At 73.0% G+C, this 16,075-nt stretch carries 13 protein-coding genes and 1 other RNA gene; 3 read left to right on the top strand and 11 right to left on the bottom strand.

The window, feature by feature from the left end; genetic code table 11:
- Positions 1 to 142: 142 nt before the first annotated feature.
- The 6 genes from SRB5_RS29775 to SRB5_RS29750 all read right to left on the bottom strand — a co-directional run bounded on the left by SRB5_RS29775 (position 143) and on the right by SRB5_RS29750 (position 8,316).
- Positions 143 to 1,576: an NAD-dependent malic enzyme gene (locus SRB5_RS29775; RefSeq protein ID WP_153456563.1), complete on the bottom strand. Its 1,434-nt coding sequence runs from the start codon at positions 1,574 to 1,576 to the stop codon at positions 143 to 145.
- 382 nt (positions 1,577 to 1,958) lie between these two features.
- Positions 1,959 to 4,274, bottom strand: coding sequence for a HelD family protein (locus tag SRB5_RS29770; protein ID WP_153456562.1), 2,316 nt, complete (start codon positions 4,272 to 4,274; stop codon positions 1,959 to 1,961).
- A gap of 75 nt (positions 4,275 to 4,349) precedes the next feature.
- The gene (locus SRB5_RS29765) at positions 4,350 to 5,060 is read right to left on the bottom strand and encodes an anti-sigma factor family protein (protein ID WP_153456561.1); all 711 of its coding nucleotides are present in this window, start codon (positions 5,058 to 5,060) and stop codon (positions 4,350 to 4,352) included.
- Positions 5,057 to 5,614 (bottom strand): sigma-70 family RNA polymerase sigma factor, encoded by a 558-nt coding sequence (locus SRB5_RS29760; protein ID WP_153456560.1) that lies wholly within the window; start codon positions 5,612 to 5,614, stop codon positions 5,057 to 5,059. The genes SRB5_RS29765 and SRB5_RS29760 overlap by 4 nt, the downstream gene beginning before the upstream one ends.
- An 86-nt stretch (positions 5,615 to 5,700) precedes the next feature.
- Complete coding sequence (locus SRB5_RS29755; protein ID WP_153456559.1) at positions 5,701 to 6,837, bottom strand: uroporphyrinogen-III synthase; 1,137 nt, start codon at positions 6,835 to 6,837, stop codon at positions 5,701 to 5,703.
- Between the two features lie 111 nt (positions 6,838 to 6,948).
- Entirely contained in the window at positions 6,949 to 8,316 is a 1,368-nt protein-coding gene (locus SRB5_RS29750) for an MFS transporter (protein WP_153456558.1), read from the bottom strand.
- 136 nt (positions 8,317 to 8,452) lie between these two features.
- On the opposite strand from SRB5_RS29750, the gene SRB5_RS29745 reads away from it, so the two are divergent.
- Entirely contained in the window at positions 8,453 to 8,605 is a 153-nt protein-coding gene (locus SRB5_RS29745) for a hypothetical protein (RefSeq protein WP_153456557.1), read from the top strand.
- On the opposite strand, the gene SRB5_RS29740 is transcribed toward SRB5_RS29745, so the two are convergent.
- Positions 8,591 to 9,535, bottom strand: coding sequence for a LysR family transcriptional regulator (locus tag SRB5_RS29740; RefSeq protein ID WP_407704000.1), 945 nt, complete (start codon positions 9,533 to 9,535; stop codon positions 8,591 to 8,593). The two genes, SRB5_RS29745 and SRB5_RS29740, sit on opposite strands and share 15 nt — an antisense overlap.
- Positions 9,536 to 9,635: 100 nt before the next feature.
- On the opposite strand from SRB5_RS29740, the gene SRB5_RS29735 reads away from it, so the two are divergent.
- Both SRB5_RS29735 and SRB5_RS29730 read left to right on the top strand, forming a co-directional pair.
- A complete protein-coding gene (locus SRB5_RS29735; RefSeq protein ID WP_153456555.1) occupies positions 9,636 to 10,799 on the top strand; it encodes an MFS transporter in 1,164 nt (387 codons plus the stop codon).
- Positions 10,800 to 10,950: 151 nt separating this feature from the next.
- The gene (locus SRB5_RS29730; protein WP_153456554.1) at positions 10,951 to 12,609 is read left to right on the top strand and encodes a serine/threonine-protein kinase; all 1,659 of its coding nucleotides are present in this window, start codon (positions 10,951 to 10,953) and stop codon (positions 12,607 to 12,609) included.
- 277 nt (positions 12,610 to 12,886) lie between these two features.
- Here SRB5_RS29730 and ssrA read toward each other — a convergent pair.
- The 4 genes from ssrA to ftsX form a co-directional block, all read right to left on the bottom strand.
- Positions 12,887 to 13,256: a transfer-messenger RNA gene (gene ssrA, locus SRB5_RS29725) on the bottom strand.
- 108 nt (positions 13,257 to 13,364) lie between these two features.
- On the bottom strand, positions 13,365 to 13,850 hold the full coding sequence (gene smpB, locus SRB5_RS29720) for an SsrA-binding protein SmpB (RefSeq protein WP_153456553.1): 486 nt from the start codon (positions 13,848 to 13,850) through the stop codon (positions 13,365 to 13,367).
- 18 nt (positions 13,851 to 13,868) lie between these two features.
- Positions 13,869 to 15,065 (bottom strand): S41 family peptidase, encoded by a 1,197-nt coding sequence (locus SRB5_RS29715; protein WP_153456552.1) that lies wholly within the window; start codon positions 15,063 to 15,065, stop codon positions 13,869 to 13,871.
- 77 nt (positions 15,066 to 15,142) lie between these two features.
- Positions 15,143 to 16,060 (bottom strand): permease-like cell division protein FtsX, encoded by a 918-nt coding sequence (gene ftsX / locus SRB5_RS29710; RefSeq protein ID WP_153456551.1) that lies wholly within the window; start codon positions 16,058 to 16,060, stop codon positions 15,143 to 15,145.
- Positions 16,061 to 16,075: the final 15 nt, after the last annotated feature.

Here is a 16,075-nt window from a genome sequence, read left to right as displayed (position 1 = left end):
CCTGCGGAGGAAAGCCAATCCGGCACCCCACGTACGTACGCCGGACACCCTATGGCGCGTCCGTGCCCGCCGCGCCAGGCGACGCGCCGGGGGCGCACTCCCGGGGCCCCAACGGGCCCCCTCGGAGGTCCCTGAAAGGGCGTCAGGCCGGAATCGTGGGCTGTTCGGTGACCCCGGCGGCCTTCGCCGCGTCGCGCACGGCGTCCGCCACGGCGGGGGCCACCTTGTCGTTGAAGACGCTGGGGATGATGTAGTTCGCGTTGAGCTCGTCGTCCGCCACCACGTCGGCGATGGCGCGGGCCGCGGCGATCATCATGTCGGCGTTGACCGTTCGCGAGTGCGCGTCCAGCAGACCGCGGAACACGCCCGGGAAGACCAGCACGTTGTTGATCTGGTTCGGGAAGTCGCTGCGCCCGGTGGCCACGACGGCGGCCGTCTTGCGGGCCTCCGAGGGGTCGACCTCCGGGTCGGGGTTGGCGAGGGCGAACACGATCGCGCCGTCGGCCATCGTGGCGACGTCCTCGCCGGTCAGGACGTTGGGGGCGGAGACGCCGATGAAGACGTCCGCGCCGCGCACGGCCTCCTTCAGGGTGCCCGTCGCGCCCTCCGGGTTGGTGTTGTCGGCGATCCAGCGCAGCGCGGAGGACTCGTCGGCGTCCACCAGGTCGGCGCGGCCGGCGTGCACCACGCCGTGGATGTCGGCGACCACCGCGTGCTTGACGCCGGCGGCGGTCAGCAGCTTGAGGATCGCGGTGCCCGCGGCGCCGGCGCCGGACATGACGACCTTGACGGAGGAGATCTCCTTGCCGACGACCCGCAGCGCGTTCGTCAGCGCGGCCAGCACCACGATCGCCGTACCGTGCTGGTCGTCGTGGAAGACGGGGATGTCCAGGGCCTCGCGCAGCCGCGCCTCGATCTCGAAGCAGCGCGGGGCGGAGATGTCCTCGAGGTTGATACCGGCAAAGCCGGGGGCGATGGCCTTCACGATGGCAACGATCTCGTCGGTGTCCTGCGTGTCCAGGCACAGCGGCCAGGCGTCGATGCCGGCGAAGCGCTTGAACAGGGCCGCCTTGCCCTCCATCACGGGCAGCGCGGCCTTGGGGCCGATGTTGCCCAGGCCCAGCACGGCGGAGCCGTCGGTGACCACGGCGACGCTGTTGCGCTTGATCGTCAGCCGGCGGGCGTCCTCGGGGTTCTCGGCGATCTGCATGCAGACGCGGGCCACACCCGGGGTGTAGATCATCGACAGGTCGTCACGGTTGCGGATGGGGTGTTTCGACTGCATTTCGATCTTGCCGCCGAGGTGCATCAGGAAGGTCCGGTCGGAGACCTTGCCGATCTGCACGCCCTCCACCGCGCTCAGCTTGTCCACGATCTGGTGGGCGTGCTCGGTGCTGGTGGCCGCGATCGTGACGTCGATGCGGAGCTTCTCGTGTCCGGACGCGGTGACGTCCAGGCCCGTGACATGGCCGCCGGAGGACTCGACGGCCGAGGTGAGCTGGCTCACCGCGCTGCCCCCGGCGGGGACCTCGAGACGGACCGTGATCGAGTACGAGACGCTCGGCGCCGTTGCCATTGCGTGATACCTCTTCGCTTCTGCGTTTGCTTCGGTTGTGCCAACCGATCGTCGCACCTACCGGTGGGTATCCGGTAACCAGGGTCGGAGGGCGGAAAGACTTTTCCGTAACGTGACATCTCGGTCCGGCATTCCCCGAGGCCGCGGGCGCGGGCTCCCGGCGGTGCCGAAAAGTTGCCGTGGGACGGGAATGGCCTGGCGGGATGGGTTTGTTACCCTGATTGAGACACCGGCTCGATCCATGCCCCCGGGCCCAACCTTTGCCGCTACGAGCGGCCTTTTGCCGCGAGGCGAGCTGGCGGGTCGGTGTCTTGGCTTGGCAGTGCGAAGGGCGCCCTCCCCGGAGGGCGCCCTTCGTCGTGCGTACGGCGCCGGCAGGGCCCTACGGCCGCAGCAGGTCCGCCACCCCGTCCCCGTCCGGGACGTCCAGGTCCGCGCGGGACACCACCGTCAGCCGCTGGGTGGCCCGGGTCAGGGCCACGTACAGCACGCGCAGGCCCGCCGGGGACTCGTCGGCGATCTCCGCGGGGGACACGACCAGCGTGGCGTCGTACTCCAGACCCTTGGCCTCCAGCGAGCCCAGCGCCACCACGCGCTCCCCCAGCCCCGCCAGCCAGCCCGCGGCCTCCTCCCGGCGGGCCATGGCCACGACCACGCCCACCGTCCCGTCGACCTCCGCCAGCAGCCGCCCGGCCTCCGCCCGCACCGTGTCCGCGAGGGAGTCACCGGCGACGGTGAACCGCGGCGCCAGCCCCGTGGAGCGCACCGCCGTCGGCGGGGTCTTCCCCGGCATCGCCAGGGCCAGCACGCGCGAGGCGATGTCGGCGACCTCGGCGGGGTTGCGGTAGTTCACCGTCAGCTCGAAGCGGCGGCGCGGGCGGCTGCCCAGGGCCTCCGTACGGGCCTCGGCGGCCTCCTCGGGGTCCGACCACGACGACTGCGCGGCGTCCCCGACGACCGTCCAGGTGGCGTGCCGGCCGCGGCGGCCGACCATGCGCCACTGCATGGGCGTGAGGTCCTGCGCCTCGTCGACGATGACGTGCGCGTACTCCCGGCGCTCCTCGGCGAGCCGCTCGGCCCGCTCCCGGCGGGACTCCGCCGCCTGCCCGGGCATCAGCTCCTCCAGCCCCGTGAGCTGGTCCAGCGGGTCGGCGACGCGGGGCCCGCGGGGCCGGGCGGGGGTGCCGAGGACCGCCTGCAGCTCGTCGAGCAGGGCGACGTCGTGCACGGAGTACACCGGCGCGTCCCCCGCCGCCCGGGTGAGCGACCGGCGCAGCCGGCGGATCTCCTCCGGCCGCAGCACCCGCCGCGACCAGCGGTGCAGCGACCGCTCGTCCGCCATGGCCGTCAGCACCTCACGCGGGGTGAGCTCGGGCCACCAGGTCTCGAGGAACCCGGTGAAGGCGTCCTCGTCCGCGACGTCCTCGTCGAACGCCTGCCGCGCCTCCTGGGCCAGCTGCGGGTCCAGATGCCGGCGCGGGCCGCCGGACTTCGTCCACAGCGCGTCCAGCAGCAGCCGCCGGGCCCGGGGCCGCAGCAGGTTGATGGGCGCGGTCCCGCCGAGGACGGTCTGCTTGACGCGCCGCAGCTCGTCCTCGTCCAGCTCGATCCGGGCCCCGAACGCGACGACGCGCAGCCCCGCCCGCCCCGCCGGCCGGGCGCCCTCGATCACGCCGCGCGCGGCACGCCGCAGCACCCGGGTCATCCGCGCGGAGCCCTTGATCCGGGCCACGGCCGGCGGGTCGTACGCGGTGGCCTCGGCCCCGTCGACCAGCGACCCGATCGCCCGGATCGCCACCTGCCCCTCCTCGCCCAGCGACGGCAGGACGCCCTCGGTGTACGCGACGAGCAGCGGCGTCGGGCTGACGATGAGGATGCCCCCGGCGTAACGCCGCCGGTCCTGGTACAGCAGATACGCGGCGCGGTGCAGCGCGACGGCGGTCTTGCCCGTACCGGGTCCGCCCTCGACCTCCGTGACGGAGGCGGCGGGAGCGCGGATGACGAGGTCCTGCTCGGCCTGGATGGACGAGACGATGTCGCGCATCGTGTGCGTACGGGCCCGGCCCAGCGCCGCCATCAGGGCGCCGTCACCGATGACGGCCAGCTCCTCGCCGTCCAGGGTGACGGTCAGCTCGGGGCGCAGGAGGTCGTCCTCGACGCCCAGCACCCGGCGGCCCTTGGAGCGGATCACCCGGCGCCGCACGACCCGGCCGGGGGCGACGGGCGTGGCGCGGTAGAACGGGGCGGCGGCGGGCGCGCGCCAGTCGATGACCAGGGGCGAGTACTCGGCGTCCAGGACGCCGAGGCGGCCGATGTGCAGGGTCTCGGCGATCTCCGCGCGGCCGTCGTGGACGGCGTCGTCGGCGGGGTCGACGGAGGTCATCGCGCCGTCGGGGCCGCGGACGCCGTCCTTGCCGGGGAGCAGGTCGATGCGGCCGAAGAGGAAGTCCTCGAACTCGCTGTTCAGCCGGTTCAGATGGACGCCGGCCCGGAACACCTGGGCGTCGCGCTCGGCGAGCGCGCCGGGTGTGCCGACATGGACCCGTTTGGCGGCGTCGTCCATCAGGAACTCCGCCTCGTGGATCTTCTCCTCGAGCCGGACGTACACCCGGTCCAGATGGACCTGTTCGGACGTGATCTCCCGGTCGCGGGCGGACTCGGCGGCGCCCGAGTCGAACGTGGCACCGTACGCGGCCAACGCGTCCCCCTTCGTGCAGGTTAGGCAGCCGTCTACCGTACGCGATGGGGGACCTGTCAGCCAACGTCCGGTAGGTCACGTGTCAGACGCAACTGTGACCAGGACTTCGCCGTCTTTGGTACGTACCACGAATCGGGCGATACGGTCAGGCGGCATCCCCGAGGCACCGTCGATGTAGAGGGGCTGCTGACCGCTGCCGAAGTTGTAGCCCCCGGCCGGAACGGACCAGGTGGACAGCGTCTCCTCCGCCCCGTCCCGCCCCACCGCGACCAGCGAGCAGCTGCGCGGCCCGGTCACCCCCGTCAGCTCCAGCACCGCGTGCGTCCCCCAGGCCATGGCCTGGGTGGCGACGACGGCCGTCACATGGCTGCCGGGGTCGGTGGCGCCGGCCTTGTGCAGCCCGCCGCGTTCGAAGAGGTCACGGGCGGGGTTCTGGGCCACCACTGCGGTCCGCTCCTTGCCGGCGACCACCAGGCCCGTGACCACCGGCCCCCCGACGATCAGCACGGCCGCCACGGCGGTGAGCCGGCGCCGTCGCCGCCGTACCGTCCGCTGCCGGGCCGCGGCGGCGGCGAGCGTACGGTCCAGCAGCCCGTCCGGCGGGGGTTCGGCCTCCGGGGCGCCGGGGCCGAGGTCGGCCAGCAGCTCCGTGACGCCGAGGAGGGACTCCAGCTCGGCGGCGCACCGGTCGCAGCCGGCCAGATGCTCCTCGAACCGCGTCGCGTCCTCGCCGGTCAGGAGCCCGAGGGCGTACGCGCCGACGTCCGTGTGCGGGACAGAGCTCATTCCCCGGCCCCTCTCTCCTCCAGCGACAGCCGCAGCGACCGCAGGGCGTAGAACACCCGCGACCGCACCGTGCCCGGCGGCACCCGCAGCGCCTCGGCCGCCTCCGCCACGGTACGTCCCCGGAAGTACGTCTCGACCAGCGCCTGCCGGTGCGCCTCGCTGAGGTCCCCGAGCGCGTCGGCGATCGTCATCCGGTGCAGCGCCCGGTCGATGTCGTCGGCGGCCGGCACCGACTCCAGCGGCCCGGCGTCCACCTCCTGCGGCCGCGCCTGCCGGCTGCGGTGCCCGTCGATGACGATGCGCCGCGCGACGGTGACGAGCCAGGGCCGCACGGACCCGGTGGCCCGCCGCAGCCGCTCCGCGTTCTTCCAGGCCCGCAGCAGGGTCTCCTGCACGACGTCCTCGGCCCGGTGCCGGTCCCCGGCGACGAGCCGCAGCACGAACGCGAACAACGGCCCGGCGTGCTCGGCGTACAGCGCCCGCATCAACTCCTCGTCGGGCAGCCTCTCCCGCTCGGCCTCACGGGCCCGTCCGTACGGGCGGTCGTCCGTCATCAGGGCATCGTTGCGCACGGCTCACCTCTGGGTCGAGACCTTCCGGTCATCGGTACGCATCCGACGGCCGTGCGGCTCAACCCCGGTCAGCCGTCCCCGTACTTCGTCTCCGCCGACGGATCGTGCGCCAGCCGGTACCCCCGCTTCACCACCGTCTGGATCAGCTTCGGCGTCCCCAGCGCCGTCCGGAGCCGGGCCATCGCCGTCTCCACCGCGTGCTCGTCCCGCCCCGCGCCCGGCAGCGCGCGCAGCAGGTCCGCGCGGGACACCACCCACCCCGGGCGCCGGGCCAGCGTGCGCAGCAGGACCATCCCCGCCGGGGGGACCGGCCGCAGCGCGCCGTCCACCAGCGCCGCCCGGCCGCGGATCTCGAGCCGGTGGCCGGCGACCGGCAGCGGGCGCACCCGGCCGGGGAGCTCCACCGCGAGGAGCTGGACCAGCGGGCCCAGACGGAAGCGCGCGGGCTGCGCCGTCGGCACGTCGTGCCGCTCCAGCGGCAGCGCCGTCACCGGCCCCACGCACGCCGCCAGCACGTCCGTCCGCAGCGCCCCCAGCACCTCCTCCCGCACGCCCCGCTCCCGCGCCCGCTCCAGGAAGCTCGCCCCCGCCGGGGCCGACGTGAACGTGACCGCGTCCACCGTCCGCGCCACCACCGCGTCCAGCAGCCGGTCGACGGGGCCGAGGTCCTCCGGCGGCATCCACCGGTACACCGGCACCGCCACCACCTCCGCCCCCGCCGCCCGCAGCGCCTCCGTGAACCCGGGCAGCGGCTCGCCGTGCAGCTGCAGCGCGATCCGCCGCCCCTCGACGCCCTCCGTCAGGAGCCGGTCCAGCACCTCCGCCATGGACTCCGACGCCGGCGACCACTCCTCCGTCAGCCCCGCCGCCCGGATCGCGCCGCGCACCTTGGGGCCGCGCGCGAGAAGCCGTACCGTCGACAGCCGCTCCAGCAGCCGCTCGCCCAGCCCCCAGCCCGCCGCCGCCTCGACCCAGCCGCGGAAGCCGATCGCGGTCGTCGCGACCACGATGTGCGGGGCGTCGTCGACGATCTGCTTGGTTCTCGCCAGCAGCTCCGTGTCGTCCGGCAGCGGCACGATCCGCAGCGCCGGCGCGTGCTGGACGGCGGCGCCGCGCCGCTGGAGGAGGGCGCCGAGCTCGTCGGCCCGCCGGGCGGCGGTCACGCCCACGGTGAACCCGGCGAGGGGTTTGATCATTTCGTCCATAGGTCTCTCGTCCCCGGCTCGGTGCCAACGTCGCCCGCGACGGCCGGCTGGCGACCATCGTCCCCGGGGCGGGTGACGTACGCGGATCAAGGCGATTTCCTCGCTGTTACGTCACACGTGAGCGTAGGCGGGCTGCCCCGGCGCGGCCGCGGGAGCGCCGGTGGGCAGGGGGCGGCGCAGGTAGACGGCCCAGGTCAGGGCGAAGCAGACGGCGTAGAAGGCGAGGAAGGACGCGCACGCGACGGTGCCGTCGCCGCCGCTGAGGAAGGACTGGCGGAAGGCGAGGTTGACGCCGAGCCCGCCGAGCGCGCCGACCGCGCCGATCAGCCCCATGGACGCGCCGGACAGCCGCCGCCCGTACGCCTGCGCCTCCTCGCCGGTGAGGCCCGAGGCGAATGCCTTGGCCAGGTAGATGCCGGGGATCATCTTGTACGTCGAGCCGTTGCCGAGGCCGCTGAGGGCGAACAGCGGGATGAACCCGGCGAGATACAGCGGCAGCGACTCCCGCACGGACGCCATGACGACGAGCCCGGTGAAGGCGGCCATGCCGAGGAAGTTCCACAGGGTGATGCGCGCCCCGCCGAACCGGTCCGCGAGCCTGCCGCCGACCGGGCGGATCAGGGAGCCCAGCAGCGGGCCGACGAAGGTGAGGGAGGCGGCCTGCAGGGGCGTACGGCCGAACTGGCTCTGCAGGACGAGGCCGAAGGCGAAGCTGTAGCCGATGAACGAGCCGAACGTGCCGACGTAGAGGAACGACATGATCCACGTGTGGCGGTCGCGGGCGGCCTCGAGGGCGGCTCCGGTGTCGTTGCGTACAGGCGCGAGGTTGTCCATCCGGCGGGCCGCGAGGGCGGCGGCGATCACGATGAGCGGAATGTATACGGCCAGCAGGACGCGCGGCCGGCCGGCGCCCGCGGTGCCGATGACCAGCAGGCCGACGAGCTGGACGACGGGGACGCCGATGTTGCCGCCGCCGGCGTTGAGGCCGAGGGCCCAGCCCTTCTCGCGCAGGGGGAAGAAGGCGTTGATGTTGGTCATGGAGGAGGCGAAGTTGCCGCCGCCGACGCCCACCAGGGCGGAGACCGCGAGGAACGTGCCGTACGAGGTGCCGGGCTCCATCACCACCAGGAGGGCGACGGTGGGGACGAGGAGGAGGGAGGCGCTGATCACCGTCCAGTTGCGGCCGCCGAAGCGGGCGACGGCGAAGGTGTACGGGACGCGGACGACGGAGCCGACGAGGGTGGCCATGGCGACGAGGAAGAACTTGTCGGCGGGGGTGAGGCCGTACTCGGGGCCCATGAAGAGGATGAGGACGGAGAACATCGTCCACACGGAGAAGCCGATGTGCTCGGCGACCACGGAGTAGAGGAGGTTCCGCCGGGCGATCTTCTCCCCGCCTCCCGCCCAGAACCCCGCGTCCTCCGGGTCCCAGTGCTCGATCCACCGCTTGCCTGTACGTGACCCTGTACGCGACGTCATGGCGTGCCTCCTGCTCGTGCCGGGCTGGTACGCCGACGGTAGGAACGCCGCGTTACCCGTCGGGTGGCGCGGCGTGACAGCCGGGGAACCGTGCGCTCACCCCGGCCGGGGATCACCGGTGAGGGACGATGGATGTATGCGCCCGCTGCTCTTCCTCGACGTCGACGGCCCACTCATCCCCTTCGGGGCGCCCGGCGGCTACCCGGAGTTCCCGCCGGAGACGGAGGACGGGCTGCGGGAGCGGGACTTCGTGGTGGTCGGGGAGTGGCTGGCCTCAGTCGTTCGGTGAGAGCCAGGAGCCCGGGGGGAACTGGAGCCAGTCGCCCTCGTCCGCGAGTTTGTCGGCGGTGGTCTGCAGGGCCGTGAGGCCGTCGTGGCGCAGGCCACGGCGCCAGACCAGGGAGACGGGGGAGATCGGGACCGGGTCGCAGATCGGGCGCAGGACCATGCCGGGCATCCCGATGAACTGCATCGACGCCAGCACCGACCAGCCCCGCTCGCGGACGATCCGGGTGAACTCCTCCTCCCCCGCGATCTCCGGGAAGGGCTCCGCCATCCTGATCCCGTGCCGGGCGAAGAACTCCGTCGCCAGGGACGTCCATTCGGTCGTGGCCGGGTTCCCGGCAGCCGCGTACAGGATCTCGCCGCGCAGCTTCCCCGCCGGGACCTCCTTCAGATCGGCGAGGGGGTGGGTCTCGGGCAGCAGGACGGCCATCCGCTCGTACCGTACGAGCCGGTGGTCGAGCCGCGACCGCACCTCCGCCGGCAGCCCCGTCACCCGGCCGAACGACACGTCCAGCCGCCCGGCGAGGATCTCCGCCGCCGCACCCGCCAGCCCGCTGTGGAAGCGCGCCGCGAACTCCACGCCGGGCGTCCGCCGCCGCGCGGCCCGCAGCACCTGGTACGCGGTGGACGCCCGCGCGCCGACGTCCACCAGCAGCGGGGTGTCCGACACCGTGCAGGCGGCGGCGAGTTCGTCGTACGCGGCCAGCACCCGGCTGATGTACGGCAGCAGCCTTTCACCCTCAGGGGTGAGTTGGACCTGCCGCGTCGTACGCTCGAAGAGCTCCGCGCCCAACTCCTCCTCGAGTCTGCGGATATCGCGGGAGAGCGCCTGCTGGGCGACGTAGAGCCGGGCGGCGGCGCGGGTGAAGTGGAGTTCTTCGGCGACGGCGGCGAAGGCGCGCAGCAGCCGGGGATCTGGTGCCATGGGCGTCATTAAACACATCGTGGGCCTGCCGCCATTCACATCACGGATGCGTGAATGACGCTCGAACAGGTGTTGGACCACGGGCGCGCCCGCCCCCCAGACTCACCGCATGCCGATCATCCGCACCTACGCCCGCCTCTTCGCCGTCCCCGGCACCCGCGCGTTCACCGTCTGGAACCTCGTCGCCCGGCTCCCCATGGGCATGTTCGGCATCAGCGCGGTCATGATGATCGCCGCGGGCTACGGCTCGTACGCCCTGGCCGGCGCCGTCACCGCCACCGGCCTCGCCGCCAACGCGGTCGTCGGCCCCCTCGTCGCCCGCGCCGTGGACCGCCACGGCCAGTCCCGCACCGCCGTCCCCGCCACGGCGGTGGCCGGCTGCGGGGCGCTCGGACTCGCGGCGTGCGCCCATCTGCACGCCCCCGCCTGGACGCTGTTCACCGCGTACGTCCTGATGGCGGCCACCCCGAACACCGGCGGGATGTCACGCGCACGGTGGGCGCACCTCTTCCGGGACGACGCGAAAGCGCTGCACACCGCCAACTCCTTCGAGCAGGCGGCGGACGAGGTCTGCTACCTGCTGGGCCCGGTGCTGGGGGCGTTCCTGTGCACGGCGCTGTTCCCGGAGGCGGGGACGCTGGTGGGGGCGGTGCTGATGGTGACGGGGGTGGTGCTGTTCGCCGCGCAGCGGGGGACGGAGCCGCCGGCCGGCGGGGGCGCGGCGGTGCCGCTGCGGGTGGGGGGCGCCGTGCCGCTGCTGGCGGTGTTCGCGGCGACGGGGGTGGTGTTCGGGTCGCTGGAGGTGGTGACGATCGCGTTCGCCGACGGTCAGGGGCACCGGTCGGTGGCGGGAGGCGTGCTGGCGCTGCAGGCGGCGGGATCGTGCGTGGCGGGGCTGGTGTACGGGGCCGTCCCGGGCGGGGTGGACGCGCGGCGGCTGCGGGTGTGCCTCGCGGCGATGGCGGGGCTGATGACGGCGCCGCTGCTCGCCGCCCGGGCCGGCGGCCTCCCGGCCCTGGCCCCGGCGCTGCTCGTCGCGGGGATGGCGACGGCGCCGACCATGGTCACCGCGATGCATCTCGTCCAGCGCCGCACGCCGCCGGAGCGCCTCAACGAGGGGATGACGGTCGCCGTCACGGCGATCCTCGGCGGCATCGCGGCCGGTTCGGCGCTCGGGGGCTGGGCCGTGGAGCACGCGGGGGAGCCGGTGACGGGCTACTGGCTGCCGGTGGGGGCGGCGGCGGTGGCGCTGGTGGCGTCGCGGAGGGTGTGAGGGGCGGGCACTCTACAACAGAACAGCCGTACGCCTCACTGGTGTTTGCGTAACCCCTCATCCGTCTGCACAGTGGACATTCCGGCCCCGCTCCTGCCCACGGGCCGCCTCTTTGCGGAGAGGTCGTCACGGGGAAGGCGGTAGGCGTGCCATGGAGAGGCTGGAGCCGGGGGATCCCCGGTCGATCGGCGCGTACCGGCTCATCGGCCGGCTGGGCGCGGGCGGGATGGGCCGCGTCTTTCTCGCCCGCTCGGACCGGGGCCGTACGGTCGCCGTCAAGCTGATCCACGAACGGCTCGCCCAGGAGCCCCTGTTCCGCACCCGCTTCCGGCAGGAGGTGACGGCCGCCCGGCGCGTCGGCGGGGAGTGGACGGCGCCGGTGCTGGACGCCGACACCGAGGCCGAGGTGCCGTGGGTGGCCACCGGATACATCGCGGGGCCGTCGCTGGAGGACATCGTCGCGCGGGACTACGGGCGGCTGCCCGAGGCGTCGGTACGGGTGCTGGCCGCCGGCCTCGGGCGCGCGCTGGAGGCCGTCCACGCTGCCGGAATCGTCCACCGGGACCTCAAGCCGTCGAACGTGCTGCTGACGCTGGACGGTCCGCGGGTCATCGACTTCGGCATCGCGCGGGCGCTGCACGCCTCCGGCGAGGAGTCCGTGACACACGCGGGGACGGCCGTCGGGTCGCCGGCGTTCATGGCGCCGGAGCAGGTGCGGGGGGAGCGGCTGACGCCGGCGGGGGACGTCTTCAGCCTGGGGTCGGTGCTGGTGTACGCGGCGTCGGGGCGGATGCCGTTCGGGTCGCCGGAGGGCGGCGTGATGGGGCTGATGTTCCGGATCACGCACGAGGAGCCGGACCTGACGGGCGTACCGGAGGGTCTGTGGCCGCTGGTCGGCCGGTGCCTGGCGAAGGACCCGGCGGCGCGGCCCACGCCGGAGGAGGTCGTGCGGCTGGCGCACGCCCCGCGCGTGGGGTCGGGCGGGGAGCCGTGGCTGCCGGGCGGGGTGCTGGCGCGGCTGGGACGGCACGCGGTGCGGCTGCTGGAGGTGGAGGAGGAGGAGGACGGGGACGCCCGCGCCGTGGTGCGCCAGGAGGGTCACCGGGCGGCCCGCCGCCCCCGGCGCCTGCGGGGGGTGCTGATGACCGCGGCGGTGGCGCTGGTCACGACGCTCGCGGGCCTGACGGCGCTGCTCCTGGCCGGCTCGGACTCCCCCGGGGAGGAGGGGTACGCCCAGACCCCGTCCGCCCACGACAGCGCCGCGGCGGGCGGCACGGCGACGACCCGGCGCCCGGGGACGGGGTCGACGCCGGGGGTGTCCCCGGCGGCGAAGCGCTCGGGGAAGGCGAGCGGGACGCCGTCGGCCGGCGGGTCCGCGGCCACGCCGTCGGACGCCGCTACGGACGGCGGCGGCGCGTCACCGAGCGGTACGAGCACGCCGGCGCCGGCGGGCGACGTCCCCCCGTCGTTCCTGGGCACCTGGACGACGGACTACACCCTGGCCCTGGCCTCCCACCACCGCGAACTGACGATCACCCAGGGCCGTATCGGCACCCGGGTCATCACCCTCACGGGCACCGGCAAGAGCGCCCTGGGCGCCCGCTACACCTGCACCTGGACGGCAACCCTCACCGAACCCACGGCCCCCGGCACCCCCTTACGCCTCAGCCCCACCACACTCACCCACTCCCAGCCCACTTCGGCCTGCACCGCGGAACCGGCCACGACGCTCACCCTGATCGACGCCACAACGCTGCGCCGCGAGTGGACGGACGGCTCCCGCAAGCCGCTGACGTTCACGAAGGGCTGACCTACGCCTTCTCCGCCACGAACGTCCCCCGCTGGGGCACGGTGAACACGACTCCGTCCTCCGCGAGCACGGCGATCGACCGCCGCTCACCCAAGGAGTGACCCCTCGCGGGAACGACTGAGGGGACGAATCGGAACGGCACTCGACACCATCCGCCCACCCCGTCCCCCAGGGGGTGTGGGTGGGCGGAGCCCCCCACAGCGCGCGGCGAAGCCGCGCAAAACACAACGAGGGCGAAGCGGCCTGCGCTGTCCGCAGGCACACTTCGCCCTCGCTCTCGTGGAGATGGCGGGAATCGAACCCGCGTCCAACGGTGCGGAATCAGGGCTTCTCCGTGTGCAGTCCGCTGTGAGTTTCTCGGCCCCGGAGATCACGCGGACAAGTCTCCGACGGGCTCAGCCACTGTTTGGTTTCCCGCTACACCCCGTGACCGGGCCTAACGGTTTAGTTCCCTTGATGATGCCAGGATCCGGGTCGGGAACACCCCCGGGCTGACACTTCGCAAGTCGCTACTTAGGCAGCGAGGGCGAAGGAATCGCGCTTGGAATTGGCGATTATTGGTTTCGGCCTGTGGTTTACGAGATCATGGCCGCTTCCTCGACACGCTTCCCCTGCTTCGACAGCCGCTGTCGAAACCGATCATCCCCATGTGTTTTTTTCAAGGTGCGCACCCATCGGGTGCACTGCCATCGTACGGGATCAACACCGCCCGGGGCCACTACATTCCCCGCAGGTCACCGACACCCGGGAGCGGGCTACGCCCGCTGGCGGCGGCGGGCGGCGGAGATCGCCTTGTCCGTCTCGCGGCGGTCCTGCTGCTCGCGCAGGGTCTGCCGCTTGTCGTACTCCTTCTTGCCCTTGGCCAGCGCGATCTCGATCTTCGCGCGGCCCTTCCTGAAGTACAGGGCGAGCGGCACGATCGTGTGCGCCGTCTCCTGCGACTTGGCCTCGAGCTTGTCGATCTCCGAGCGGTGCAGCAGCAGCTTGCGCCGGCGCCGGGCGGCGTGGTTGGTCCACGTGCCCTGGGCGTACTCCGGGATGTGCACGTTGTGCAGCCACGCCTCGCCGCCGTCGATCTGCACGAAGCCGTCGGCGAGCGACGCGCGTCCCAGGCGCAGCGACTTCACCTCGGTGCCGGTGAGCACCAGCCCGCACTCGTAGGTGTCGAGGATGTGGTAGTCGTAGCGCGCGCGCTTGTTCTGCGCGATCAGCTTGCGGTCCGGGTCCTTGATTTTCGCCATAGCCCCGTCATTCTCGCACTAGACCCCGGCCCCGAGGCCACTCAATACCGTGCGCGCCTCGCCCATCGCCTCCCCGGGCCGCGTCACCTGCAGGTCCGGCTCGACACCCCGGCCCTCCGGGCTCCGCCCGGACGGCGTGCGGTACTGGCCCACGGTCAGCTCCGCCACCGACCCGTCGGGCATCGGCCGCGGCAGCTGTACGGTGCCCTTCCCGAACGTCCGGCCGCCCACGACGACCGCCCGCCCGCGGTCCTGCAGCGCCCCGGCCAGCAGCTCCGCGGCGCTCATCGTGCCGCCGTCGACCAGCACGACCAGCGGGGTCGTCGTGTCACCGCCGGGGCGGGCGTACAGGGCGTGCTGGCGTCCGCGCAGGTCGTACGTGGCCACCACCCCGTCGTCCAGGAACGCGGACGCGGCGCCCACGGCCTCGGCGACCAGGCCCCCGGGATTCCCGCGCAGGTCGAGCACGATGCCCGTACCGGCGGCGGAGCGCACCGCCTCGCGCACCCGCGCCCCGCTCCCGCGCGTGAAGGACTCGACGCGGATCACGGCCGGCCCGGAGTCGTACGCCAGCGTGACCGGGTCCACCGTGAGCCGCTCCCGGATCAGGACCTCCCGCCAGCGGCCCGTGCCGCGGCGTACGAGGTCCAGGCTGACGGCGCTGCCGACGGCGGCGGGGGCGACCCCGGCCTCGGAGCGCAGCCGGGCGACGACGTCCGTGACGGGCTCGCCGGTGACCCGGGCGCCGTCGATGCGCAGCAGCCGGTCCCCGGCGCGGATCCCGGCGCGGTCGGCTGGGCTGTGGGGCAGCACGCGGGAGACCGCTATCCGGCCGCCCCTGCCCCGTACGATCCACAGCCCGACACCGGTGTACCGGCCGTCCAGGCCCTGCCGGACCCCCTCGTACTCCCCCGCGCTGTACGCCGCCGACCAGCGGTCGCCGCTGCGGCTGACGAGCTCACGGGCGGCCGGCGCGGGGACGTCGGCGGAAGGGGCGGGCACCAGGGCGTCGCGCGCGGGCTCCGGACCGTCCCACAGCGTTCCCGTCGCCCGGCGGCCGTCCTCGGCCCAGGAGCCGGTGGCCGCGCCGGCGGCGAGGACACTGGCGAACAGGAGGGTGAGGGCCGCCCCGCGGCGCACGGCCCGGGGTGGGTGAATCCTTCTCCGCCCCTCCTGGCTCGGTGCGCTCCGGACGCGGGTATACGGTCCCGACATGTCGCCGAGTCTAGGACAGAAGCGGGCGCGGAAGGGGCAGTTGACCCCGGCCGCACCCGCATGGGCTGTCCCTTATCTCACACCTTCAGGTACTTGCGCAGCGCGACGAACGCTGCCACGGCCGGCATCAACAGCCCCACCGCGAGCACCAGCGGCAGCACTCTTATCACCTGGTCCCACCCGATGAAGTTGATCAGCGGCAGCTTCTCCGCCAGGTTCATCCCGTTGTCGATCATGAAGTAACGCCCGGCGACGAGCAGCACGCAGGCCAGGCCAGCGCCCAACAGCCCCGCGACGGCGGCCTCCATGATGAACGGCACCTGGATATAGAGGCTCGATGCGCCCACCAGCCGCATGATCCCGGTCTCGCGCCGCCGGCTGAACGCGGACACCCGGACCGTGTTGACGATCAGCATCAGCGCGACGACCAGCATCAGCGCCATGATGAAGACCGCGGCGAAGTTCAGGTTCCGCAGGAGTTCGAAGAGGTTCTTCAGCAGGTTCCGCTGGTCCTGCACCTCCTGCACCCCGGGCCGGTCCGCGAACGCGCTGGCGACCACCTCGTACTTGGTGGGGTCCGTCAGCTTGATCCGGTACGACTCCTGCATCTGGTCGGGGGTGAGGGAGCTGGCCAGCAGGGAGTCGCCGAACTGCTCCTTGTAGTGCTTGTACGCCTCCTGCGAGGACTCGTACGTCACCGTCTCGACCAGCGGCATCTTGTCCAGATCCGCCTTGATGACGTCCTTCTGCTGCTTGGTGACCGCCCCCTTCCCGCAGTTCTTGGAGGTCTCCTGGTCCGCCTTGTTGCAGAAGAAGATCGAGACGTTGACCTTGTCGTACCAGTACCCCTTCATCACGTCGACCTGCTTGTTGAGCAGCAGCGCCGAGCCGAAGAGGGCGAGGGACAGGGCGACGGAGACGACGACCGCGAAGGTCATCGTGAGATTGCGCCGGAGACCGACGCCGATCTCCGAGAAGATGAACTGGGCGCGCATGCCCGTCCTTTCAGA

The organism is Streptomyces smaragdinus, assembly GCF_009604385.1.
Taxonomy (GTDB): Bacteria; Actinomycetota; Actinomycetes; order Streptomycetales; family Streptomycetaceae; genus Streptomyces; species Streptomyces smaragdinus.
The sequence above is the reverse complement of the archived record's forward strand: the minus strand, read 5'-3'. Positions and strand labels throughout refer to the sequence as shown.